The following is a 25,000-nucleotide window of genomic DNA, read 5'->3' as shown; positions in this document are numbered from 1 at the left end:
ATGATTGTTTCATGTATGTTTTAATAAATAATAGAGATATAGAGGATTTTTTTACGAACAAAAATAGAATGTAAGTTCGCATTTTGTGATAGAATAGATTATATAAAGAAGATAAGGAGGAGTGTAGATGAGTTTCGTTCATTTGCAGGTTCAAAGTTCGTTTAGCCTACTGCAAAGCGCTTGTAAAATTGAAGAATTAATAAACGCAGCTGTTACACAGGGCCATCCTGCGCTTGCTATTGCAGATGAAAATGTCATGTACGGCGTTATTCCTTTTTATCATGCGTGTAGAAAAGCCGGTATTAAACCTATTATTGGTGTAAAGCTTTCTATATTAACAGAAGATCAAAAAGTATTTCCATTAATTTTACTAGCGAAATCACTAAAAGGTTATGAAAACCTTCTAAAGTTAACTAGTATCATCGGAACAAAGTCTCCTTTGGGCGTTCCTAAAAAATGGTTATCTGCATATAGTCAACAAGTCCTTGCAATTACGCCAGGTATTGAAGGTGAAATAGAAACATATTTGCTAAATGGTGAACATGAGCGAGCGGTTCAACAGGTTAAAGAGTACCAAAAAATATTTGAAGAGTTTTATATTAGTATTCAAGATCATGGATTACCTGAAAATCGAACTTTATATCCATTCATTAAACAACTTCAAAGTGAAACAAACGTTAATTTAGTTGTTACAAATGATGTGCGCTATGTAGTAAAAGAGGATGCATTGATTCAGGATGCTTTATTTTCTGTAAAGAATGCTACTAAATTATCAGATGAATCAAGACCGAGATTAAGAACGCATGAATATTATTATAAAACGAAAAATGAACTGGAAAATTTATTTATTGACGAAGAAGAAGCATTTTTAAATACAGTTAAAATTTCACAATTATGTAATGTTGATATACCATTTCACCAAACATTATTGCCTAAGTATCCAGTACCTGAGTCTTATTCCACTGTAGATTACTTAAAGATGATCTGTGAAAAAGGTTTAGTTGAACGTTATGGAGTAATAGAAGAAAAACATATAGAGCGTTTGGAAATGGAGCTCAGAATCATCCATAAAATGGGCTTCGATGATTACTTTCTAATTGTATGGGATTTCATTAAATATGCACTTGAACAAGGGATTACTGTTGGGCCAGGGCGTGGTTCAGCTGCGGGTTCTCTTGTTGCTTATGTTTTAAATATTACCAATGTAGACCCACTACATTATAACTTGCTTTTTGAACGATTTTTAAATGAAGAACGAATTTCAATGCCAGATATAGACATAGATTTTCCAGACCATCGTCGTGATGAAATGATTGATTATGTTGCATCAAAATATGGTGATGTACACGTAGCTCAAATCATTACATTTGGAACATTAGGAGCAAAAGCAGCTATTCGAGATATAGCAAGGGTAATGGGTCTAGCACCAGTTGAGATTGATCGATATTCTAAGCTTATTCCATCAACAATTGGAATCTCGTTAAAGGATGTTTATGAACAATCAAAAGCGTTTCGAAACCATGTGGACCACTCGGGTATTCATAAACGAATATTTGATGTAGCTTGTAGAGTAGAAGGATTGCCAAGACATACAAGTATACATGCTGCAGGTGTCATTATTTCAGAAATACCTTTAACGAATGTGGTGCCTTTACAGGAAGGGAATCATGGCGTTTATTTAACTCAATATCCAGCAGAAATTCTTGAAGAGCTAGGATTAGTAAAAATGGATTTTCTTGGACTTAGAAATTTAAGCCTATTAGAAGAAGTATGTAAGTTAATTACAGAAACTACTGGTAAAAGTATTCAGTTAGATCAAATACCTTTAGAAGACAAAAAGACCTTTGAATTACTAAGTAAAGGTGATACCTCTGGTGTTTTTCAATTAGAATCATCAGGTATGAGAAGAGTTCTACAACAATTACAACCAAATCAATTTGAAGATATTGTTGCGGTAAATGCTCTATATAGACCAGGTCCAATGGAGCAAATCCCTAAATTTATTCAATATAAACATGGGTTAGAAAAAGTTACTTACCCTCATCCGGATCTTGAAAAAATATTGGAACCTACATATGGTGTTATCATCTATCAAGAACAAATTATACAAATAGCATCTTCCTTAGCTGGATTTACTTTAAGTGAAGCGGATTTACTTCGTAGAGCGGTAAGTAAAAAGAAGAAAGAAGTGCTAGATGAGGAAAGAATTCATTTTGTGGAAGGTTCTATTAAAAAAGGCTACGATGAAAAAATTGCCAATGAAGTATATGACTTGATTGTGCAATTTGCAAATTACGGGTTTAACCGAAGTCATGCAGTTGCCTATAGTATGATTGCTTATCAATTGGCTTATTTGAAGGCTAACTATCCTTTACAATTTTATGCAGCATTATTATCAAGTTTTATAGGTAGTGAGGAGAAAGTATCAACATATATCGGCGAGGCAAAATTAAAAGGAATCCCAATTTATCCACCTTCGATTAATAAAAGTCAGTACGCTTTTGTTGTTGAGGGGAAGGGGATACGTTTTAGTCTTCTTGCTATTAAAAATATTGGGATGGCTTCTGTAAGAGAAATTTTACAAAAGCGTCCATATAATGATTTTTTTGAAGTATGTATCAAAATATCTCCAAAGGCTTTAAATCGTAAAAGTGTTGAAAACCTAATTTTTGCTGGTTGTTTTGATGAGTTCAGAATAGACCGGGCAACTCTTCTTGCAAATATTGATATTATTTTTGATTATGTTGATATTGTAAGGCCAGAAAATGAAGATCAATTTGATTTATTCTTGGATGAAGATTTTGTGCCTAAACCACAGTTATTACAAGTTGACCCGATGAAAATTTCAATAAAGCTTGAACTTGAGAAACAAGCATTAGGAACGTATTTAACTGGCCACCCAATTAGTCAGTATGAGAAATTGCAAAATGAAAGTGGAACGGCAACCATTTCATCTATGATTCAAAATAGCAATGAGGAACAGCTTGTTTTTGTGTACATTCGGGATCTAAGAGTTACGAAAACAAAGAAACAACAGCATATGGCATTTTTACAAGTAGAAGATATGAGTACATTAATTGATGCAGTCGTTTTTCCTAAAACTTTAGAAAAGTATCGCCATAAATTAAAGGAAAAAGAAGTCGTCGTTGTAAGGGCTAAAATAGATGAACGTGATGAAAGAAAGCAATTAATCATAAATGAAGTTTTGACAGTTGAGGAAATTGAAGAGAGAAATAGCCAAAAAGAGTTAACTTTATTTATTAAAGTTAGTGGACATACTAATAAAAACATTTCATTTACAATTCAACAAGCAATCGCACAATTTAAGGGTCATACGAAAGTGGTTTTATATTATGAAGAAGAAAAGAAAGCAGTTCAATTATCTGAACAATACTTCGTAAATCCTACTGTAACATGTCTGTCTATGTTGAAAAATATTGTCGGAAATGAAAATGTTGTATTAAAGAAATAGACATTTTTCTTTAAAATCATTTATTATTAAGATGGATGTTATTCTAATAAATAAAGACATCTTTTATAAAAATAAAATTTCCAAGAAATAAACAGTTGAATTACATTTCAACTCGTCGTTATTAGGGAGAGTGAACAGTTTGTCATTATTAAGTGAAGAAGCATTACATATGCATAGGGTTCATCAAGGAAAGTTAGAAACAATTTCAAAAGTACCTGTTACAAATGCAAAAGAATTAAGTTTAGCATATTCTCCAGGTGTTGCTGAGCCATGTAAAGAAATTTATGAAGAAAAAAGCAGAGTGTATGAGTACACGATGAAAGGTAACATGGTTGGTGTTGTTTCTGATGGATCTGCTGTTCTTGGTCTTGGAAATATTGGACCAGAAGCTGCATTACCTGTAATGGAAGGAAAAGCTGCACTATTTAAAAGTTTTGCTGGTGTAGATGCGTTTCCAATTTGTTTAGCAACTCAAGATGTTGAACAAATCATCCAAACTGTAAAGCTGTTAGAGCCTACATTTGGAGGAATTAATTTAGAAGATATTGCAGCTCCAAACTGCTTTATTATAGAAGAACGCTTAAAACGTGAAACAAATATTCCAATTTTCCATGATGATCAGCATGGAACTGCTATTGTTACATTAGCTGGATTAGTAAATGCATTAAAATTAGTAAATAAAAATATGGCAGACATAAAAGTAGTACTAAACGGTGCCGGAGCAGCAGGAATTGCAATTTTAAAATTATTATATCGTTTCGGTGTACGTTCTATCATCATGTGTGATACAAAAGGTGCTATTTATGAAGGTCGACCAACTGGTATGAATAGTGTTAAAAACGAAGTAGCTAAATATACAAATAAGGACCGAATTCAAGGAAGCCTTGCAGATGTAATTAAAGATGCAGATGTATTTGTAGGTGTTTCTGTAAAAGGAGCAGTTACAAAAGAAATGGTTCGCTCAATGAATGAAAATCCGATTATTTTTGCGATGGCAAACCCAGATCCAGAAATTATGCCAGAAGATGCAAAAGAAGCTGGTGCATTAGTAATTGGTACAGGACGTAGTGATTATCCGAACCAAGTTAACAATGTTCTTGCATTCCCAGGGATTTTCCGTGGTGCATTAGATGTTCGAGCTACACATATTAACGAAGAAATGAAAATTGCAGCTGTAAAAGCAATTGCAAGTTTAGTTAGTGAAAATGATTTAGCTCCAGATTTCATTATCCCAGCTCCATTTGATCCACGCGTTGCACCAAAAGTAGCAGCAAGTGTTGCGAAAGCTGCTATGGAAACAGGTGTTGCACGAATTAAAGTGGACCCTAAAGAAATCGAAGAAAAAACAAAAAAACTAGCATTAATTAAATAGTTTTTATCACCAGATATTAATATTTGGAGGGGATAGTATTACAATGCTCAAAATAAGTAGTGTAGTACTATCCTTTTTTATCTGTTATAATACTTAAATGGATAAAAAAAACATTGGAAAACGTTGAATTTCAAGGGATTTTGAATGTGAGTAAGAAAGCTGTTTATTGATAAGTTTTTACAAATTTCTTTCGTTTTGAAATTTTGTAATGACGAAATTTAGCTGAATTTTATCGACAAATGTTAACAAAAAGTGTATAACATTTATTGTATCCTATTAGTATTTAGTACTAAAAAAGTTAGGAGGAATTAGGTTGCAAATAAAAGACTTATTTTCCAAAAAGAAAAAATATGCATCCATACCTTCAGAAGTAATGAAACAAGATTTACCTGATGGTGTTATGACAAAATGTCCTAAATGTAAAAAAATAAGCATAACGAAAGAATTAATAAAAAATGTAAAAGTTTGTAGTAATTGTGGTTTTCATCATCAAATGACTGCTTTTGAAAGAATTGAATTTTTACTTGATGAAGCTTCATTCGAAGAGTTTGATAAGGAAATGATTTCTTCGAATCCTTTACATTTCCCTGATTATATAGAAAAACTTGAAAGTGACCGTAAAAAGACTGATTTAAACGAAGCCGTTGTAACAGGAAAAGGTACGATTGATGGAATTCCTGTTGTAATTGCAGTTATGGATTCAAGATTTAGAATGGGAAGTATGGGATCTGTAGTTGGTGAAAAAATTACGAGAGCAATTGAACGTGCAACTTCAGAATTTTTACCTTTCATCATTTTTACTGCTTCTGGTGGAGCAAGAATGCAAGAAGGTATCTTAAGCTTAATGCAAATGGCCAAAACAAGTGCTGCACTTAATAGACACAGCGAACTTGGATGTTTAGCAATTTCGATTCTTACAAATCCTACAACAGGCGGAGTATCTGCAAGTTTCGCATCATTAGGAGATTTCAATTTTGCAGAGCCTGGTGCATTAATTGGATTTGCGGGTCGTCGAATCATCGAACAAACCATTCGTGAAGAATTGCCTGAGGATTTCCAAACAGCAGAGTTTCTTTTAAATCATGGACAACTTGATGCAGTTCTTCCTCGTACAGAAATGCGTTCAAAATTATATACGATCCTTCATTTACATCAAGGAGGTGTCCTTCAATAGTGGTTATGTTAGAATTTGAAAAACCGATTCATGAGCTAAAAACAAAAATAGATGAACTGAAAGTTTATACAAACCAACATGATGTAGACTTTTCTGAAGAAATTAGACGATTAGAAGAACGTTTAAAAACATTAGAAAATGAGATTTATGGCAATATGGGAGTTTGGGATCGTGTTCAAGTAGCAAGACATCCAGAACGTCCGACAACTATGGATTATATAAACCGTTTATTTACAGATTTCTTTGAATGTCATGGAGATAGATTATTTGGTGATGACGCTGCTATTATAGGTGGTATTGCATCTTATCATGGATTGCCAGTCACAGTAATCGGTCATCAACGAGGCAAAGATACAAAAGAAAATATACGACGCAATTTCGGAATGCCTCATCCGGAAGGATACAGAAAAGCATTAAGATTAATGAAGCAAGCTGAGAAATTTAACAGACCAATTATTACTTTTATCGATACAAAAGGTGCATACCCTGGTAAAGCTGCTGAAGAACGTGGTCAAAGTGAAGCAATTGCCCGCAATTTATTTGAAATGGCAGGTTTAAAAGTACCAACAATTTGTATCGTAATCGGTGAAGGTGGAAGTGGTGGAGCTCTTGGTTTAGGCGTTGGTAACAAGTTACTGATGTTAGAGAACTCTACATATTCTGTAATTTCACCTGAAGGTGCTGCTGCATTATTATGGAAAGATGCTTCTCAAGCTCGTAGGGCTGCTGAAACAATGAAAATAACTGCTCCAGATTTACTTGAATTAGGTGTTGTTGATCAGATGATACCTGAAGTAAAAGGTGGAGCACAAAATGATGTTGAACAACAGGCGAAAAACATTGATAAGTATCTATACGATACATTAAAATCAATTTTATCAATGGATAAAGAAGAACTAGTTCAACAAAGATATGATAAACACGCAAAGTTAGGACAGATTTCTTTTTACAAATAAAACTTAGATTTAACTTCGAGAGTGTGTGAAACAATCATGTGAGCATACTCTTTTTTTGTATTATTTTAAGAAATTTGTAAAAAATATCTGTAAATCTGTGTTTTCGTGCTTGATTTATTTTAGAAAAACATTTTTCTATACAAGTTTATGAAAAAGTTCACATTATATCTATTGTCTAAAAATGTAGAACATGTTACTTTATTTAAATGAATTAATAATGTAATAATGGAAAATCATTCGAGGTGGATACATATGAAAAGAATTGGAGTATTAACAAGTGGGGGAGACTCTCCTGGTATGAATGCTGCAGTACGTGCAGTTGTTCGTAAAGCAATTTTTCATGGCTTAGAAGTATATGGTGTTTACCAAGGATACTCTGGCTTAATCAACGGGAATATCGAAAAACTTGAACTTGGTTCAGTAGGTGACATTATCCATCGTGGTGGTACAAAATTACTTAGTGCCCGTTGTCCTGAATTTAAAACATTAGAAGGTCAAATGAAAGGTATCGAACAACTTAAAAAGTTCGGAATTGAAGGATTAGTCGTGATCGGTGGAGACGGTTCTTACCAAGGTGCTAAAAAATTATCTGAGCATGGATATCCATGTGTTGGTGTACCAGGAACGATTGATAATGATATCCCGGGAACCGACTTTACAATTGGGTTCGATACAGCTTTAAATACTGTAATTGACGCAATTGATAAGATTCGTGATACAGCCACTTCACATGAACGTACATATGTAATCGAAGTAATGGGACGTAATGCAGGAGATATCGCTCTATGGGCTGGATTAGCAGATGGAGCTGAAACAATTTTAATCCCAGAATGTGACTATGATATGGATGACATTATTAGTAGATTAACTCGTGGTAGCGAACGTGGTAAAAAACATAGTATTATTGTTGTTGCAGAAGGCGTTGGAAGTGCGATTGAAATCGGTAAGGTAATTGAAGAAAAAACAAATTTTGATACACGTGTTACTGTTCTAGGTCATGTACAACGTGGTGGATCACCGAGCGCAGCCGATAGAGTGCTTGCTAGTCGTTTGGGAGCTAGAGCTGTTGAACTTCTTATGGAAGGCAAAGGTGGCCGTTGTGTAGGCATTCAAAATAATAAATTGGTTGATCATGATATTATTGAAGCGTTAGCACAAAAACATGAACTTGATAAAGGAATGTATCAATTATCTCAAGAGCTATCAATCTAAGTTAGCTACTTTTTTTGAGCAATCGTTTCCGCATGTGAAAATCAGTATTGTAATACTTTAAGTAAGCTATACTGAGTAATATGATTTAGTTAAGTTTCTTTATATATATTTGGAGGGTAAAAAATGCGTAAAACAAAAATAGTTTGTACGATTGGTCCTGCTAGTGAATCGGTAGAAAAATTAGTGCAATTAATTAATGCAGGTATGAACGTAGCTCGATTAAACTTCTCTCATGGTTCACATGAAGAGCATGCAGGAAGAATTAAGAGTATCCGTGAAGCATCAGAAATTACTGGTAAAACAGTAGCAATTCTATTAGATACAAAAGGGCCTGAAATTCGTACGTTAGATTTTGAAGGTGGGCAAGCAGAATTAAAAACTGGAAATGAAGTAATCATTACAACAGAGCCTGTAATGGGAACAGCTGAAAAATTTGCGGTTTCATATGAAGGTTTAATCGATGATGTTCATGTTGGTTCAAGAATCCTAATCGATGACGGTCTAATTGGATTAGAAGTAATCGGTATTGAAGGAAAAGATATTCGCACGAAAATATTAAACAGTGGTTTAGTAAAGAATAAAAAAGGTGTTAATGTACCTAATGTACGTGTAAACCTACCTGGTATTACAGAAAAAGACGTAAGTGATATTGAATTTGGTATTGAACAAGGTATTGATTTCATCGCTGCGTCATTTGTACGAAAAGCATCTGATGTATTAGAAATCCGTGAGCTTTTAGGAAAGCATAGCGCAGAATACATTCAAATCATCACAAAAATCGAGAACCAAGAAGGGATCGATAACATTGATGAAATCCTTGAAGTTTCTGACGGTTTAATGGTAGCACGTGGAGACATGGGTGTAGAAATTCCACCAGAAGATGTACCATTAGTACAAAAATCATTAATTAAAAAATGTAATATTCTTGGTAAGCCAGTTATTACTGCTACTCAAATGTTAGATTCAATGCAACGTAATCCACGTCCAACACGTGCTGAAGCAAGTGACGTTGCAAATGCAATTTTAGATGGAACTGATGCAATTATGTTATCAGGTGAAACGGCTGCAGGAACATATCCTGTTGAATCTGTTTCTATGATGAATTCAATTGCTTTACGTATTGAAAAGAGTCTTCAATATGACGAGTTATTCAAAAAACGTCAAAGAGAAAACAAAGGTACGATTACAGATGCAATTGGTCAGTCTGTTGCTGCTACTGCACTAAACCTACATGTAGCTGCAATTATCGCTCCTACTGAAAGCGGACATACTGCGAAAATGATTTCTAAATATCGTCCAAAAGCACCGATTTTAGCAATTACTTCAGATATCCGAATCTGTCGTCGTCTAACATTAGTTTGGGGTGTTCAAACTCAATTTAGAGAAAGAGCAAACACAACAGATGAAATGTTACAACATGCAATGGATGCAGCTCAAGAAGCGAAATTCGTTTCAAATGGCGATACAGTAATCATTACAGCTGGATTACCTGTTGGTGAAACAGGAATGACAAACATGATGAAAATTCATGTTGTTGGAGATGTAATCGCTCAAGGTCAAGGTATTGGTCGTAAATCTGCAGCAGGTAAAGTAGTTGTTGCTAAAACTGGCGAAGAAGCTGTTTCTAAAGTTACTTCAGGTAGTATTTTAGTAACAAATTGTACTGATAAAGACATGATGCCTGCTATTGAAAGAGCAGCAGCAATTATCACTGAAGAAGGCGGATTAACTAGCCACGCTGCGGTTGTTGGCGTAAGTTTAGGTATTCCGGTAATCGTTGGGGTTGAAAATGCAACGAATATCTTAGTAAATGGTCAAGCAGTTACTGTAGATGCTTCTCGTGGAATAGTTAGTACAGGACATAAAAGTATCTTATAATATATAATAAAGAGAAGGAGCGATGTTCCTTCTCTTTTTTACATTCTAATTAATTTTGAGGTGAGTTCTCTGAAAAAACTTTTCGGTTGGCTAATGTTGATTCCTGTAATTGACTTTATTTTTCTAATCATACTTGGTAGATTTATAGGTTCAATATCCGTATTCTTATGGTTAATTGGTACGTTATTAATTGGTTCGTACATTATGAAAAATGTTTGGATCACAGTAAAACAACAGGCTGTAGAACAGTTCAGAGCTGGAAAGATGCCAGATTTATTAATGGTAGAAGGACTGTCATTCTTTTTAATCGGATTATTATTAGCGATTCCTGGACCAATGACAGATTTGATAGCTGTTATCTTATTAATTAAACCTATAAGACTAAAATTTGTTCAACTTTTACTAATGTTTGTGATGAGAAAATTCAAAGGAAACATTGTTTGGACAGGTTATATAAAAAAATAAAAACGTGAAAACGAAAGTTTTCACGTTTTTTTATGTGTTCCTTTAATATAATACCAAAGCTCATGAAATACCTTTGCTCTGTACAATGTGGATAAAACCACTAAGGTTACTGGACCTACGATTAATCCTAATAGTCCAAGGAATTTAAATCCAACAAATAAAGAAATTAATGTTGGAAGTGGGTGTAAGCCGATATTTGAAGATAAAATCTTTGGTTCTGCGAGTTGGCGTTGAACAATAACGACCGCATATAAAATTGCAAGTCCAATCGTTAAAGAATAATCGCTAGTTAGAAATGTATATAGAATCCATGGAACAAAAATTAAACCTGTACCTAAGTATGGAAGTAAATCAATTAGGCCGATTAATATTGCAATTGTTATTGCAAATGGTACTCTTAAAATTAATAATCCGATTAATACAAGCACTGTTGTCATAGAAATTAAAGTAATATGTGCTCTGATAAAACCGAATAATGCTTTTCGTAAATCGGTAAAAATTGTTTTACTGTAATGTTTAATTCGTTTTGGCGTATAAATTGCAAATAAATTTTTAATTTTATACCAATCTTTACTAATAAAGAATGTAGCAAGTAATGATACAAAAATTAAAGTAGCTGTATTTGGGAGTACGGCAATGATCAATTTTATCCCATCAATAATCCCATTTAATGCACCTTTTCCTAGATTAATAACAGAATCCCCGATTGACTGGATATTTGTACGAATGGTTGCTTGTTGACCAGCTCCGAGCTGACTATATTCGTTCATAACCACATCATATAACGGTATGATTTTATCAGTCACTATGTTTTCTACAAAAAACACAAGACGTTGAAAGCTCTCAGGTACTACTTGCACTAAATAAGTGGATCCCGAAATGATTTCAGTGATTAAGAGAGTAAATAATCCGGCAACAACTGACAACAATAAAATAATCGAGATGAATGCAGCGATACCTCTTGGAATTTTCGCTTTTACATTTAATAAATTTACTAGTGGATTTAATAGAAATGCGATAATAAAAGCAATAATAAATGGATATGTAAGTTTAGAGACAAACAAAGCCACGTAAAGTCCGAGAATTATACATGTAGTAACAAATAAGAAACGAATGATTTGGTAAACTAAAACTCGGCTCATTTTTCGTCCCCCTTTCATTTGAGAAATTATGTTAACTCAGTTCTATTTTACCAAGAAATATTTTTTTATAATAGTAAAGTTTAAATGTATTTATTAATAAATTATACATAGAAAGGAAATTATAATGAGTGAATCTACGATATTTCTAATGATCCTATTATTAATAGGTGTAATCGCCAAAAATAACTCTTTAATTATTTCAATTATAGTATTGTTGCTATTAAAATATACTCCAATTGGTGATAGAGTTTTTCCATATTTACAGTCAAAAGGAATAAATTTAGGTGTAACTGTCATAACAATTGCAGTATTAGTACCGATTGCAACGGGTGAAATTGGTTTTAAACATTTAGGAGAAGCCCTTAAAACACCAGTTGCGTGGATTGCATTATTATCTGGAATTGCAGTTGCGCTTTTAGCAAAAGGTGGGGTAAATCTATTAGCAACAAGTCCACAAATTACAGCTGCATTAGTACTTGGAACAGTCTTGTCAGTTGCTTTATTTAAAGGTGTTGCAGTTGGGCCTTTAATTGGTGCTGGAATCGCATATCTATTCATATGGATTGTTGATTTTATAAAGTAATTTAATAATAATTATATTTTAGTAAATTGTTTTCATTCACAAAAGTCAGATTATTGTTTATAATAAGTTATAGTAGGGTTCCTTTCTACATATACAAATGTATATTTTAGTTGTTATACCAGTATATGTATGTAAAACACTAGGGGAAATTTTTTACGTAAAGGAGAGAGGGGAATATGACAGTTAAAAGTGGTTTAGAGGGTGTTGTAGCTGCTACAACTTCTATAAGTTCTATTATTGATGATACATTAACGTATGTAGGTATCGGCATCGATGAATTAGCGGAGTTCGCAAGTTTCGAAGAAGTAGTTTACTTATTATGGCACCGCAAATTACCAAATAAAGAGCAACTTAAAGAGTTAAAAGCTCAACTTGCGGATCATGCGGAATTACCAGAAGGTGTTATTACTTTCTTAAAATCTACTAACTTTAAAGATGTACATCCTATGACAGTGTTACGTACTGTAATTTCAATGCTTGCATTATATGACGAGAATGCTGAAGCAATGGATGCTAACTCTAACTATGTAAAAGCAATTGAATTACAAGCAAAAATTTCGACATTTGTGGCAGCGTTTTCTCGAGTTCGTCAAGGACTTGAACCAGTCGCTCCTCGTAAAGATCTTTCATTCTCAGCAAACTTCTTATACATGCTTACAGGTGAAGAACCTAATGAAATCGCTGAAGAAGCAATTAATAAAGCATTAGTATTACATGCTGACCATGAATTAAATGCTTCAACTTTTACTGCACGCGTTTGCGTAGCAACATTATCTGATATTTATTCAGGTATTACGGCTGCTATCGGTGCGTTAAAAGGACCTTTACACGGCGGTGCAAATGAAAGCGTTATGAAAATGTTAGCTGAAATTGGCGAAGTAGAAAATGTAGAGGCTTACATTCAAGAAAAAATGGATGCAAAAGCTAAAATCATGGGATTTGGTCATCGCGTATATCGTGGTGGAGACCCTCGTGCAAAGCATCTTAAAGAAATGTCACGCCAACTTGGTGGAATTACTGGAGAATTAAAATGGTATACAATGTCTGAAAAAATTGAAGAGATTGTTACAACTCAAAAGAATATCCCACCAAATGTTGATTTTTACTCTGCGTCTGTATATCACAGCTTAGGAATTGAACATGATCTATTTACTCCGATCTTTGCAATTAGTCGTATGTCTGGATGGACTGCACATATCTTAGAACAATATGATAACAATCGTATTATCCGTCCACGTGCAGATTACACAGGTCCAGAGAAAAACTCTTACATTCCAATTGAAGAGCGTGCATAATAAAAATATTGAATACTTAAAATAGTATTTAATGTTTGAATAATGGTATAGTAAAGAGAGGAAGAGGAATCTTCCTCTCATAAGTATGTAATAAAGTATTTATTCAAGGGGGAGCAAATCATGCAAGCTGAAAAAATTACATTAGTAAATGGCGAGTTAAACGTTCCAAACAATCCAATTATTCCTTTTATTGAAGGAGATGGGACAGGTCCAGACATTTGGGCAGCATCTTCACGTGTATTAGATGCAGCTGTTGAAAAAGCATATAACGGCACTCGTCAAATTGAGTGGAAAGAAGTATTAGCTGGTGAAAAAGCATTTAATGTAACTGGCGAATGGTTACCACAAGAAACTTTAAACACTATTGAAGAATATATGATCGCTATTAAAGGACCTTTAACGACTCCAGTTGGAGGCGGAATTCGTTCATTAAACGTTGCTCTACGTCAAGAATTAGATCTTTTCGTATGTTTACGTCCAGTACGTTACTTTGAAGGTGTACCTTCTCCAGTTAAACGTCCTGAAGATACTGACATGGTAATTTTCCGTGAAAATACAGAAGATATTTATGCTGGTATTGAATACGAAAAAGGTTCTGAAGCAGTTCAAAAAGTTTTAGAATTCTTACAAAAAGAAATGGGTGTTAATAAAATTCGTTTCCCTGAAACATCAGGTATCGGAATTAAACCTATTTCTGAAGAAGGAACAAAACGTTTAGTACGTGCTGCGATTAACTATGCAATTCAAGAAAACCGTAAATCATTAACACTAGTTCATAAAGGTAACATCATGAAATTTACTGAAGGTGCATTTAAGAACTGGGGTTATGAAGTTGCAGAGCAAGAATTCGGTGATAAAGTATTCACATGGGCTGAGTATGATCGCATTGTAGAAACTAGTGGTAAAGATGCTGCTAACAAAGCAATGGAAGATGCTGAAAAAGCTGGCAAAATTCTTGTAAAAGATAGTATCGCTGACATTTTCTTACAACAAATTTTAACAAGACCACGTGAGTTTGATGTAGTTGCTACAATGAACTTAAATGGTGACTATATTTCTGATGCACTTGCTGCTCAAGTTGGTGGAATTGGTATCGCTCCAGGAGCTAATATCAACTATGAAACTGGACATGCAATCTTTGAAGCTACTCATGGTACAGCACCTAAGTATGCTGGATTAGACAAAGTTAACCCATCTTCAGTTATTTTATCAGGCGTATTAATGCTTGAGCACATGGGTTGGAGTGAAGCTGCTTCAATGATCTTAAAATCAATGGAGAAAACAATTGCTTCTAAAGTTGTAACTTATGACTTCGCTCGCTTAATGGATGGCGCAACTGAAGTGAAATGCTCAGAATTTGCAAATGAATTAATTTCTAATATGGAATCAGTTCTTGTATAATTAAAGAGTAAACATAAGGGAGGTATTTAACATGTCAATTCGTAGACGTAAAATTTCTGTAGTAGGTGCTGGATTTACTGGTGCTACAACAGCTTTCTTGCTTGCTCAAAAAGAATTAGGGGATGTAGTGATCGTAGACATTCCTCAATTAGAAAATCCTACAAAAGGTAAAGCGCTTGATATGCTTGAAGCAAGTCCAGTACAAGGATTTGATGCAAACATCATCGGTACAAGCGATTATGCTGACACAGCAAACTCAGATGTGGTCGTAATCACAGCTGGAATTGCTCGTAAACCAGGTATGAGCCGTGATGATTTAGTTTCAACAAACTCTAACATTATGAAGGCAGTTACTCGCGAAATCGTTAAGCACTCTCCTAACTGTACAATTGTTGTTTTAACGAACCCTGTTGATGCAATGACATATACAGTATTCAAAGAATCTGGTTTCCCAAAACATCGCGTTATTGGACAATCAGGTGTACTTGATACAGCTCGATTCAGAACTTTCGTTGCACAAGAATTAAACTTATCTGTTAAAGATATATCTGGTTTTGTTCTTGGGGGACATGGTGATGAAATGGTACCACTAGTGCGTTTCTCTTATGCAGGTGGGATTCCATTAGAAAACTTAATACCAAAAGAACGTTTAGATGCTATTGTTGAACGTACTCGTAAGGGTGGCGGAGAAATCGTTAACCTATTAGGAAACGGTAGTGCATACTATGCACCAGCTGCTTCATTAGTAGAAATGGTTGAAGCAATCCTTAAAGATCAACGCCGTGTATTACCAACTATTGCTTACTTAGAAGGTGAGTATGGATATAAAGGTATCTACTTAGGTGTTCCAACAATCATCGGTGGAAACGGTATTGAGCAAATTATTGAATTAGATTTAACGGCTGATGAAAAAGCAGCATTAGATCGTTCAGTTGAAGCAGTAAAAAACGTTATGAACGTTTTAGCTTAATAGTGACGAAAAGGCTTGGTGTAAAACCAAGCCTTTTTATTATTTATAAATATAAAAATAAAGTAGATTTATTGGGTAAAATGTAAATAAAAGAAGGATTATCGACTTCGTTTATAGAATTTTTAAAATATTAAGATAAACAGGGGGTTCAATATGTTAACAAAAAGAGCAAAAATCGGACGAAAACTTGAAGAATTATCAATTGGTGAAAAGTTAATTGTTACAGAACACATAGAAGAAAAACATATTTATTTATACCTCGCATTAACTGGAGATACAAACCCTTTATATACAGAATATAATTATGCATCACAAACAAAATTCCAGAAACCGATTGTACCTGGTGTTTTAATTAGTGGGATGGTATCAGCTGCAGTGACAAAACACTTACCTGGTCCTGGTAGCCATGAAATAAAAAAAGAAATGGAATATCATCATCATTTACACCATAATGAAACTATTTCAATTCATTTCGAAGTAGTTGATATTGATTTGAAGAATAAAGAAGTATCATTAAATGTAAGCGTTTTAAATAAATCGCAACTTAAAATTGCATCAGGTAATATTACAGTTATTCCACCAACAGTAGAGCAATCCAATAGTCTTTTATACGATAATTTTTAAGAAGAATGTTATACGACATTCTTTTTTTATTTTTTTTTTAGGCTCTGTTAAAAAGAATGTTGTTTTCCGTTTCAGGATGCTCGCTTTCCATGGGGCGAGAGCGGAGCCTACTGGGTCCACACGATGTGGATCATGTATGCGTTACAACAGGACGTCGTGTTTTTAGCATGCCTACCTTACTTGTGAGGGGTCTGACCCTATCCGCTATTCTCATAGAAGTCTCGCATCTTCCACTCCAATGAATGTCTTTTAATATTCTATATATCATATAGAGTGTTGGCTAAAACAATCAATAAATTTTTCACTACTAGGGAAAATAAAGAATAAGTATTTAAATTTACGTAATACAGAATTTTTAGTATGATTAAAAAAGATATAGAGATAATGTGGATGAAGGTTTTCTAAAAAAGCCTGGAGGAATATGTAATGAACAATAAAATTCTTGTAGTAGACGATGAAGAACATATCTTAACTTTAATTAAATTCAACTTAGAACAAGCTGGATTTCAAGTTGTTACAGCAATCGATGGTGATGAAGCATTGCAAAAAGCAACAGATGAAAAACCAGAATTAATAGTGTTAGATTTAATGTTACCTAAAAAAGATGGTATGGAAGTATGTAAAGAATTACGTCTACAAAGAAATACAACACCGATTTTAATGGTTACAGCAAAAGACGATGAATTTGATAAAGTTTTAGGCTTAGAACTAGGTGCTGATGACTATATGACTAAACCATTTAGCCCTAGGGAAGTTGTAGCAAGAGTTAAAGCGATTTTAAGAAGAAGTAAGATTACTGAAACTCCAGTAGTAACGAATGATGAAACTGATACATTAATTATTGCAGATTTGAAAATATTACCAGAATACTATGAAGCTTATTTCCAAGGACAAATTTTAGAATTAACTCCTAAGGAATTTGAGCTGTTATTATATTTAACGAAAAATAAAGGTAGAGTTTTAACAAGAGACCAGTTATTAAGTGCGGTTTGGAACTATGATTTTGCAGGAGATACTCGAATTGTAGACGTTCATATTAGTCATTTAAGAGAAAAAATTGAGCAAGATTCGAAAAAACCACAATACATTAAAACAATTAGAGGATTAGGTTATAAACTAGAGGAACCGAGATTCAATGAGTAAACTGAATCAGAAATTGCTTTATGGTTTATCAAGTATTATCATCGTTATTTTAATGATCCTAGGAGTAATCCTTGGTCAGACTTTTAAGTCATTCTATCTGACAAGCTATGACCAAAGAATCGAAAAAGAGACTAATTTAATCGCTTCTTTTATTGAATCTACTCCAAATGAAATTACTGTAAAAACGATGAACAGTATTTCAGAAGACTTGAATATTGAAGTTTTTATATATGATGATCAAAGTCACTTAGTAGCAAAATCTAATAATGAACTCAAATTATCAAACAGTACGCTAACATCCTTCTTTAAAAATTTGGATAAAAATAATGAGGCCATCAAACTAAAACATGAGGATGATAGTGAAAAATTCTACGGTAAAAAAGTAGTAAACAAGGATGGGGATACGCGGTACCTACTAATTGATTACTCGATTAAATCAATAAATGAAGTTTATCGTAGTATATGGATCTTATTAATTTCTTTATTAGGTTTTGTACTAATGACAATTATTGTACTAGTCATTCGATATTCTCATCAATTTTCTAAACCAATTGATGACATTACACAAGTCGCAATTGAGTTATCTAAAGGGAATTATAAAGCTAGAACATTTACCGAAAGTAATGAAACTACAACAATGTTGAGTCAATCAATGAATATATTGGCAAAAAATCTCCAAGAAATGACGACTCAACAAGAAATGCAGCAAGATCGGTTAAATACACTTATCCATAATATTGGTAGTAGTGTTGTACTCATAAATAGTAGGGGACATGTAAATCTAATTAATAAAACTTATAAAGAAATATTTAAAGTTGATTCTAGAAGTATCATTGGTGAATTGTATTACGATGCATTTAAGCATAAAGAAATCGTTGAAATTGTTGAAGAAATTTTTCTAAAGGAAGTAAAAGTAAGGAAGCAAATCATTTTACCACTTTCAATTGAAAGAAAACACTTTGAAGTTTACGGGGCACCAATCATCGGTATTAACCATGAGTGGAAAGGGATCGTGTTAGTTTTCCATGATATTAGCGAATTGAAAAAACTTGAACAGGTACGTAAGGATTTCTTTGCGAATGTATCTCATGAGCTTAAAACACCAATTACATCAATTAAAGGGTTTACTGAGACTTTACTTGATGGTGCAATGGAGAATGAAGAGCTGTGTAAAAATTTCTTATCAATTATTTTGACTGAAAGTGATCGAATGCAATCATTAATTCAAGATTTATTAGATCTTTCAAAAATTGAACAACAGAATTTTAAATTAGATAGAAATGATGTATCTGTAAAACTCATTATTGAAGAAGTTCAGCAGATGCTAATTCAAAAAGCCGAAGAAAAAGATATTGATTTTGCACTATATTTAAAAACTCCGTTAGTTGTAAATGCAGATGCACTGCGATTAAAACAAGTTTTTATTAATCTAATTGATAATGCAATCCATTATACTCCAAATGGTGGTAAAGTTTTTATAACAGCTTCAGAAACGAATGAGCAAATTGTTGTACGTGTAAATGATACTGGAGTTGGAATTGGTAAAGAAGAAATATCTCGTATTTTTGAACGTTTTTATCGAGTTGATAAAGCGAGAAGTAGAAACTCTGGAGGAACGGGGTTAGGCCTTGCAATCGTAAAGCATCTTGTTGAAGCTCACAAAGGAAAAATTGAAGTAGAAAGCAAGTTAGGCCATGGTACATCATTTATTGTAACGCTGAAAAAACATATTATTTTGTAACAATTTACAAGGATTTTACAGTAGATTTAATTATCGTTAATATAAAATTGTTATAGTAATGATGAAAACCCCTTCATCCAAGGAGTTAGAATGAAACCGAGAGCAGACACTGCTCTCGGGATTTTTTGTTTACTTTATTTTTCATTTTTTGTTAATATTACTTTCCTTAAATTTGGGGAAATTATGATTATAAGAACAGAGTGTGGAGGGTTGCCAATGTACGAATATGAATTTGTAAAAGTTAACACTAAATCCTCAAACCGTCATTATTATGATGTAGTTGGTAATTACGCAAAAAGTGGTTGGCGATTGCATCAAGTATTAAATAATCAAAAAGTACAAGAAGGCGCATGTGTTGAATTGATTTTTGAAAGAGAACTACACGATTAATTAAGAGGAAGTTCTAAGATTTTATTTCTTAAAAGAAGTACACTCCTTTGGTGATATGATTCTTTAAGAAAATAAGATTCCTTAGACTACCTCTTTTTCATTTGTGAATAGTTCATGGTAAAATATAGATAAAATGAAAAGAGCAGGAAAAGAAGGAATTCGCGCAGTAAGAGTAGATAAATGCGAGTTAATAAGCGTAACCCTAAATCATTATTTATGATGTAGAAAACGCCTTACTCATTTCTTAGTGATATGGAGGATTTATTTTGAAAAAGAAACTAATACTGATTGATGGAAATAGTATTGCATATAGGGCCTTTTTTGCTTTACCACTTTTGAGTAACGATAAAGGTGTACATACGAATGCAATTTATGGTTTTACAATGATGTTAATGAAAATTCTTGAAGATGAAAAACCAAGTCATATGCTTGTAGCTTTTGACGCCGGAAAAACAACTTTTAGACATAGCACGTTTAAAGAATATAAGGGTGGAAGACAGAAAACGCCACCTGAATTAAGTGAGCAATTTCCATTGGTGCGACAGTTATTAGATACGTATGGAATTGCACGCTATGAATTAGAAAATTACGAGGCTGATGATATTATAGGTACCTTGGCTCAGCAAGCTTCAAAAGAAGACTATGAAGTAAAAGTCATTTCTGGAGATCGAGATTTATTACAACTTGTCGATGAGCAAGTTACAGTAAGTATGACGAAAAAAGGGATTACAGAGGTTGAAGAGTTTACGCCTGCAGCCATTTTAGAAAAATATGAACTGACACCAGAGCAAATTGTTGATATGAAAGGATTAATGGGCGATAAGTCTGATAATATTCCTGGCGTTCCTGGAATTGGTGAAAAAACGGCGATTAAACTTCTAAAACAATTTAAAACTGTTGAAGGTGTTTATGAAAACATTGATGAAGTAAGTGGTGCAAAATTACTTCAAAATTTAAGTGAAAACAAAGAACAAGCATTAATGAGTAAAGAATTAGCTACAATTAATACAGATTCACCAATAGAATTAACGGTTAATGATACACTGCGACCAGACGCTGAAATGGACAAGGTGGCAGAATTTTTTAAATCACTTGGATTTACATCATTGCTTACAAAATTAGGTGTATCGCTCGAAAATGAACCAACAGAGGAATTAGAAGAAATAAAGTTTGAGGTTCTTGAAACAATTAGTGAAGATCACTTAAGCAATGATTCTAGCTTAATTGTTGAAATGGTTGGTGAGAACTATCATACTGAGGTAATTCAAGGATTTGGTTTATCAAATGAAAAAGGTCATTTCTTTATCCCGACAACTGTTGGTTTAGAGTCTGATATTTTTAAAACATGGCTAGAGGATGAACGAGCGAAGAAAAATGTTTATGATGCTAAAGGAGCGTATGTGGCTTTAAAATGGAAAGATATCCATTTAAAAGGTGTTGATTTTGATCCACTACTTGCTTCCTATATTAATGATCCAGCTCAGTCAAATAAAGAATTCTCTGATTTGATTAATGGAAAAATAAATTTTTCAATTCAAACAGCTGAGTCAATTTACGGTAAAGGGGCTAAACAAGCACAGCCTGCTAAAGAATTATTAGCAGATTATGTTGTTCGAAAAACAATCGCTATTAGTAAGTTGAAGGAATCTCTTGAAGAATCGCTACGTAAAAATAGTCAATATGAGCTTCTAACAGAATTAGAGCTACCTTTAACGTTTATCCTTGGAGATATGGAATTTGAAGGAGTGACTGTTCAAGAAGAAACACTTAAGAAGATGGGCACTGAATTGGCAAGTAAATTAAAAGAACTTGAAGAGAAAATTTATGAACTTGCTGGTGAAAAGTTTAATATTAACTCTCCGAAACAATTAGGTGTTATTATATTTGAAAAACTTCAGCTGCCTTCAGGTAAAAAAACGAAAACAGGTTATTCAACTTCAGCTGATGTACTTGAAAAATTAGAATCTGAACATGAAATTATTAGGATGATTTTACATTTTAGACAAGTGGGTAAATTGAATTCTACTTATGTTGAAGGCTTATTAAAGGTGATTAATGCAGCTGATTCCAAGGTTCATACACGATTCAATCAAGTATTAGCACAAACTGGTCGATTAAGTTCAATTGATCCAAACCTTCAAAATATACCGATTCGTTTGGAAGAAGGAAGAAAAATTAGAAAAGCATTTGTTGCTTCAAAGAAAGACTGGGTCATTTTTGCAGCGGATTATTCTCAAATCGAATTAAGGGTTCTTGCACATATTGCACAAGATGAAAACCTAATGGAAGCATTTAAAAATGATTTTGATGTTCATACAAAAACGGCTATGGATGTATTTCATGTAAACGAGGACGAAGTAACTAGTAATATGAGAAGACAAGCGAAAGCAGTAAACTTCGGAATAGTTTATGGAATAAGTGATTATGGTTTATCTCAAGGGCTTGGTATTACACGTAAAGAAGCTTCTATCTTTATTGAAAAATATTTTGCTAGTTACCCTAAAGTCAAAGATTATATGTCAGATATCATTCAAAAAGCTAAATTAGATGGGTTTGTTAGTACGATTTTAAATAGACGTCGTTACATTCCTGAAATCACAAGCTCAAACTTTAATGTTCGAGGTTTCGCTGAACGAACTGCAATGAACACACCTATTCAAGGAAGTGCAGCGGATATTATTAAAAAAGCGATGATTTTATTAGATGAGCGCTTAAAATCTGAAAAGCTTCAAGCTAAATTAATTCTACAAGTACACGATGAATTAATTTTAGAAGCGCCAAAAGAAGAATTAGCTATTTTAGAAAAACTAGTACCAGAAGTTATGGAACATGCTGTTGAGTTAGTTGTTCCCCTAAAAGTCGATTACAACTCTGGTGAATCATGGTTTGAAGCAAAATAAATAGAATGGAAGTAATGTAAATGCCAGAACTACCTGAAGTTGAAACGGTAAGAAGAACATTATTTGATTTAGTCGTTGGAAAGACGATTTCTTCAGTAATTGTTTCATGGGAAAATATCATTAAACAACCTAAGGATATTGAAGAATTTCAGTTATTATTGCAAGGACAAACTGTTGAGGATATTCATCGCCGAGGAAAATTTCTTTTATTTCAGCTAAAGGATTTTACTCTTGTTTCACACCTTAGAATGGAAGGGAAGTATCGCGTCTTTCCAGCAGATGAGCCTGTAGCAGCACATACTCATGTGAGGTTTTTATTTGATGATGATACAGAGCTTCGTTATCAAGATGTGCGTAAATTCGGTACTATGCATTTATTTGTAAAAGGTGAAGAACAATTCCAGCCACCTTTAGCTAAGCTTGGCCCAGAGCCTTTTTCAGATGAATTTAACGCTGAGTATTTGAAGACGAAAATTGGACAGTCAAATAGAAAAATAAAAGTAGTCTTACTGGATCAGGAGTTAGTAGTTGGTCTAGGGAATATTTATGTTGACGAAGTTTTATTTAGAGCCGGTATTCATCCAGAAACGATTGCATCAGCATTGAAGCCAAAACAGATTAAAGAACTTGCAAGGATCATCACTGAAACATTGCAGGAAGCTGTTGATCTAGGTGGGAGTACGATTCGATCTTATGTTAATTCTCAAGGGAAAATTGGTACTTTCCAGGAGATAATTAAAGTTTATGGTCGTAAAGGTTTAGAATGTGTAACTTGTGGTCAACCAATTGAAAAAATAACAGTAGGCGGAAGAGGGACTTCGTATTGTCCAATCTGTCAGCCTAAAAAAAATTAACATACGGTTCCTCTCTTTCATACTATAACGTGAGTACGAAAGAGAGGAGCCTATTTTTATGGTAAATATGCTATCATTAATTCTACTAGCATGTGCATTAAGCCTAGATAGCTGTAGTGTTGGTTTCACTTATGGACTTAGAAAAGTTAAGATCCCTATGAAATCAATTATCACAATTGCAATTTGTTCAGGGATCATTTTAATGACCTCAATGGGGATTGGCCATGCGGTTACTAATTTTTTCTCCCCAATCATAGCGAAAAGAATTGGTGGATTTGTACTAGTTTGTATAGGCTTATGGGTTTTATATCAATTTTACCGATCAAATAAAGGGTCAAATTCAGTTATTGAGGAAAAAATTGATTCTGAAGATACAATTATCAATTTCGAAATTGAAGTGCTCGGAATTGTTGTCAAAATACTCAAAAAGCCTACAGCGGCAGACTTAGACCGTTCTGGTAGTATTAATGGATTAGAAGCGATGTTATTAGGCTTTGCACTATCACTTGATGCGTTTGGAGCTGGTATTGGAGCATCGATGCTTGGATTTTCACCATTATTAACAGCAGCCGTAACATCAACTGCCAGTGCGCTATTTTTATTGTTTGGTATGAAATTAGGTAATGTTCTATCACAAAATAGTTGGCTACAGAAATTAACTTTTTTACCAGGTGTATTCTTGATTTTACTAGGATTAATGAAAATGTAATGAGTTCAATCTGTTAGAGTGTACCCGAATGGAGTTTCTTCCATTTGGTACCTCTATAACTTTGTGAGGAGAAGATATAAATGGGAAAAGTTTTTGGTTTAACTGGCAGTATTGCTAGTGGAAAAAGTACAGTTTCAAATTTTTTAAAGGAATGTAACATACCAATTGTCGATGCAGACATCATTGCAAAAGAAGTGGTTGAAATTGGACAACCTGCCTATATGAAAATTATTGAGGCATTCGGTCCGGAGATCGTCCTACAAAATGGAGAGATTAATCGCCCTCTACTTGGTAGCATTATTTTTAATGACAAAGAAAAGCGCTTACAATTAAATTCCATTGTACATCCAGAAGTAAGACGAGTTATGTTAGAGCAAACCAATACATATTTAGCAAACGGCGAGTCTCTTGTCATAATGGACATACCACTATTATATGAAAGTAATTTAGTACATTTCGTTGAAAAAGTTATTGTCGTTACAGTAAATGAAGAAACACAGTTAAGTAGATTAATGAATCGAAATCAATTAACAAGAGCAGAAGCAATCAGTAGAATTTCATCTCAAATACCTGTTAAAGAAAAAGAAGCAAGAGCAGATTTTGTGATCGATAATAATGGAAATCTAGATGAGACAAAAAAACAGGTAATGGATTTATTAAAAAAAATAAAATAATTTATAGAAATAATGTAAATAGTTTAACCAAAATCTGCGTTATGT

At 33.6% G+C, this 25,000-nt stretch carries 20 protein-coding genes; 19 read left to right on the top strand and 1 reads right to left on the bottom strand.

Features of this window, described 5'->3' with window-relative positions; translation table 11 throughout:
* Window positions 1-127: 127 nt before the first annotated feature.
* From dnaE to ABID96_RS16675, 7 genes are all read left to right on the top strand, one after another.
* Window positions 128-3,472, top strand: a complete 3,345-nt coding sequence (dnaE, locus tag ABID96_RS16705; RefSeq protein ID WP_192602983.1) for a DNA polymerase III subunit alpha — start codon at window positions 128-130, stop codon at window positions 3,470-3,472.
* Window positions 3,473-3,611: 139 nt separating this feature from the next.
* Entirely contained in the window at window positions 3,612-4,844 is a 1,233-nt protein-coding gene (gene ystJ, locus ABID96_RS16700) for an NADP-dependent malic enzyme (RefSeq protein ID WP_483301131.1), read from the top strand.
* 373 nt (window positions 4,845-5,217) lie between these two features.
* Window positions 5,218-6,018, top strand: a complete 801-nt coding sequence (gene accD / locus ABID96_RS16695) for an acetyl-CoA carboxylase, carboxyltransferase subunit beta (RefSeq protein ID WP_088003030.1) — start codon at window positions 5,218-5,220, stop codon at window positions 6,016-6,018.
* Window positions 6,018-6,974 (top strand): acetyl-CoA carboxylase carboxyl transferase subunit alpha, encoded by a 957-nt coding sequence (gene accA, locus ABID96_RS16690; protein WP_192602982.1) that lies wholly within the window; start codon window positions 6,018-6,020, stop codon window positions 6,972-6,974. The genes accD and accA overlap by 1 nt, the downstream gene beginning before the upstream one ends.
* 252 nt (window positions 6,975-7,226) lie before the next feature.
* On the top strand, window positions 7,227-8,186 hold the full coding sequence (pfkA, locus tag ABID96_RS16685; RefSeq protein ID WP_192602981.1) for a 6-phosphofructokinase: 960 nt from the start codon (window positions 7,227-7,229) through the stop codon (window positions 8,184-8,186).
* A 123-nt stretch (window positions 8,187-8,309) separates the two neighbouring features.
* The gene (gene pyk / locus ABID96_RS16680) at window positions 8,310-10,064 is read left to right on the top strand and encodes a pyruvate kinase (protein WP_192602980.1); all 1,755 of its coding nucleotides are present in this window, start codon (window positions 8,310-8,312) and stop codon (window positions 10,062-10,064) included.
* A gap of 96 nt (window positions 10,065-10,160) precedes the next feature.
* Complete coding sequence (locus tag ABID96_RS16675) at window positions 10,161-10,529, top strand: FxsA family protein (RefSeq protein WP_192602979.1); 369 nt, start codon at window positions 10,161-10,163, stop codon at window positions 10,527-10,529.
* Window positions 10,530-10,549: 20 nt separating this feature from the next.
* Here ABID96_RS16675 and ytvI read toward each other — a convergent pair whose 3' ends face one another.
* Complete coding sequence (ytvI, locus tag ABID96_RS16670; protein WP_088002884.1) at window positions 10,550-11,671, bottom strand: sporulation integral membrane protein YtvI; 1,122 nt, start codon at window positions 11,669-11,671, stop codon at window positions 10,550-10,552.
* A gap of 121 nt (window positions 11,672-11,792) precedes the next feature.
* On the opposite strand from ytvI, the gene ABID96_RS16665 reads away from it, so the two are divergent.
* From ABID96_RS16665 to coaE, 12 genes are all read left to right on the top strand, one after another.
* Complete coding sequence (locus tag ABID96_RS16665) at window positions 11,793-12,254, top strand: DUF441 domain-containing protein (protein WP_088002887.1); 462 nt, start codon at window positions 11,793-11,795, stop codon at window positions 12,252-12,254.
* Window positions 12,255-12,430: 176 nt separating this feature from the next.
* Window positions 12,431-13,549: a citrate synthase gene (citZ, locus tag ABID96_RS16660; protein WP_192602978.1), complete on the top strand. Its 1,119-nt coding sequence runs from the start codon at window positions 12,431-12,433 to the stop codon at window positions 13,547-13,549.
* A gap of 117 nt (window positions 13,550-13,666) precedes the next feature.
* A complete protein-coding gene (gene icd / locus ABID96_RS16655) occupies window positions 13,667-14,950 on the top strand; it encodes an NADP-dependent isocitrate dehydrogenase (RefSeq protein WP_192603176.1) in 1,284 nt (427 codons plus the stop codon).
* A gap of 31 nt (window positions 14,951-14,981) precedes the next feature.
* Window positions 14,982-15,920: a malate dehydrogenase gene (mdh, locus tag ABID96_RS16650; RefSeq protein WP_192602977.1), complete on the top strand. Its 939-nt coding sequence runs from the start codon at window positions 14,982-14,984 to the stop codon at window positions 15,918-15,920.
* Window positions 15,921-16,073: 153 nt separating this feature from the next.
* On the top strand, window positions 16,074-16,544 hold the full coding sequence (locus ABID96_RS16645) for a MaoC/PaaZ C-terminal domain-containing protein (protein ID WP_088002899.1): 471 nt from the start codon (window positions 16,074-16,076) through the stop codon (window positions 16,542-16,544).
* 426 nt (window positions 16,545-16,970) lie between these two features.
* Entirely contained in the window at window positions 16,971-17,687 is a 717-nt protein-coding gene (locus ABID96_RS16640) for a winged helix-turn-helix domain-containing protein (RefSeq protein WP_192602976.1), read from the top strand.
* Window positions 17,680-19,428 carry a two-component system histidine kinase PnpS gene (gene pnpS / locus ABID96_RS16635; RefSeq protein ID WP_192602975.1) on the top strand — a complete coding sequence of 583 codons (1,749 nt, stop codon included), beginning with the start codon at window positions 17,680-17,682 and terminating at the stop codon, window positions 19,426-19,428. Before ABID96_RS16640 ends, pnpS begins: the two co-directional genes overlap by 8 nt.
* A gap of 216 nt (window positions 19,429-19,644) precedes the next feature.
* Window positions 19,645-19,818, top strand: coding sequence for a DUF4177 domain-containing protein (locus ABID96_RS16630; RefSeq protein WP_192602974.1), 174 nt, complete (start codon window positions 19,645-19,647; stop codon window positions 19,816-19,818).
* 266 nt (window positions 19,819-20,084) lie between these two features.
* Window positions 20,085-22,718: a DNA polymerase I gene (gene polA / locus ABID96_RS16625; RefSeq protein ID WP_192602973.1), complete on the top strand. Its 2,634-nt coding sequence runs from the start codon at window positions 20,085-20,087 to the stop codon at window positions 22,716-22,718.
* A gap of 20 nt (window positions 22,719-22,738) precedes the next feature.
* Window positions 22,739-23,572, top strand: a complete 834-nt coding sequence (gene mutM, locus ABID96_RS16620) for a DNA-formamidopyrimidine glycosylase (RefSeq protein WP_192602972.1) — start codon at window positions 22,739-22,741, stop codon at window positions 23,570-23,572.
* Between the two features lie 58 nt (window positions 23,573-23,630).
* Window positions 23,631-24,281 carry a sporulation membrane protein YtaF gene (ytaF, locus tag ABID96_RS16615; protein ID WP_192602971.1) on the top strand — a complete coding sequence of 217 codons (651 nt, stop codon included), beginning with the start codon at window positions 23,631-23,633 and terminating at the stop codon, window positions 24,279-24,281.
* A gap of 80 nt (window positions 24,282-24,361) precedes the next feature.
* Window positions 24,362-24,955 carry a dephospho-CoA kinase gene (coaE, locus tag ABID96_RS16610; protein WP_192602970.1) on the top strand — a complete coding sequence of 198 codons (594 nt, stop codon included), beginning with the start codon at window positions 24,362-24,364 and terminating at the stop codon, window positions 24,953-24,955.
* Window positions 24,956-25,000: the final 45 nt, after the last annotated feature.

This window comes from Gottfriedia sp. OAE603, from assembly GCF_040543965.1.
Taxonomy (GTDB): domain Bacteria; phylum Bacillota; class Bacilli; order Bacillales; family Bacillaceae_G; genus Gottfriedia; species Gottfriedia solisilvae.
This window is presented reverse-complemented; position numbering and strand designations above follow the sequence as displayed.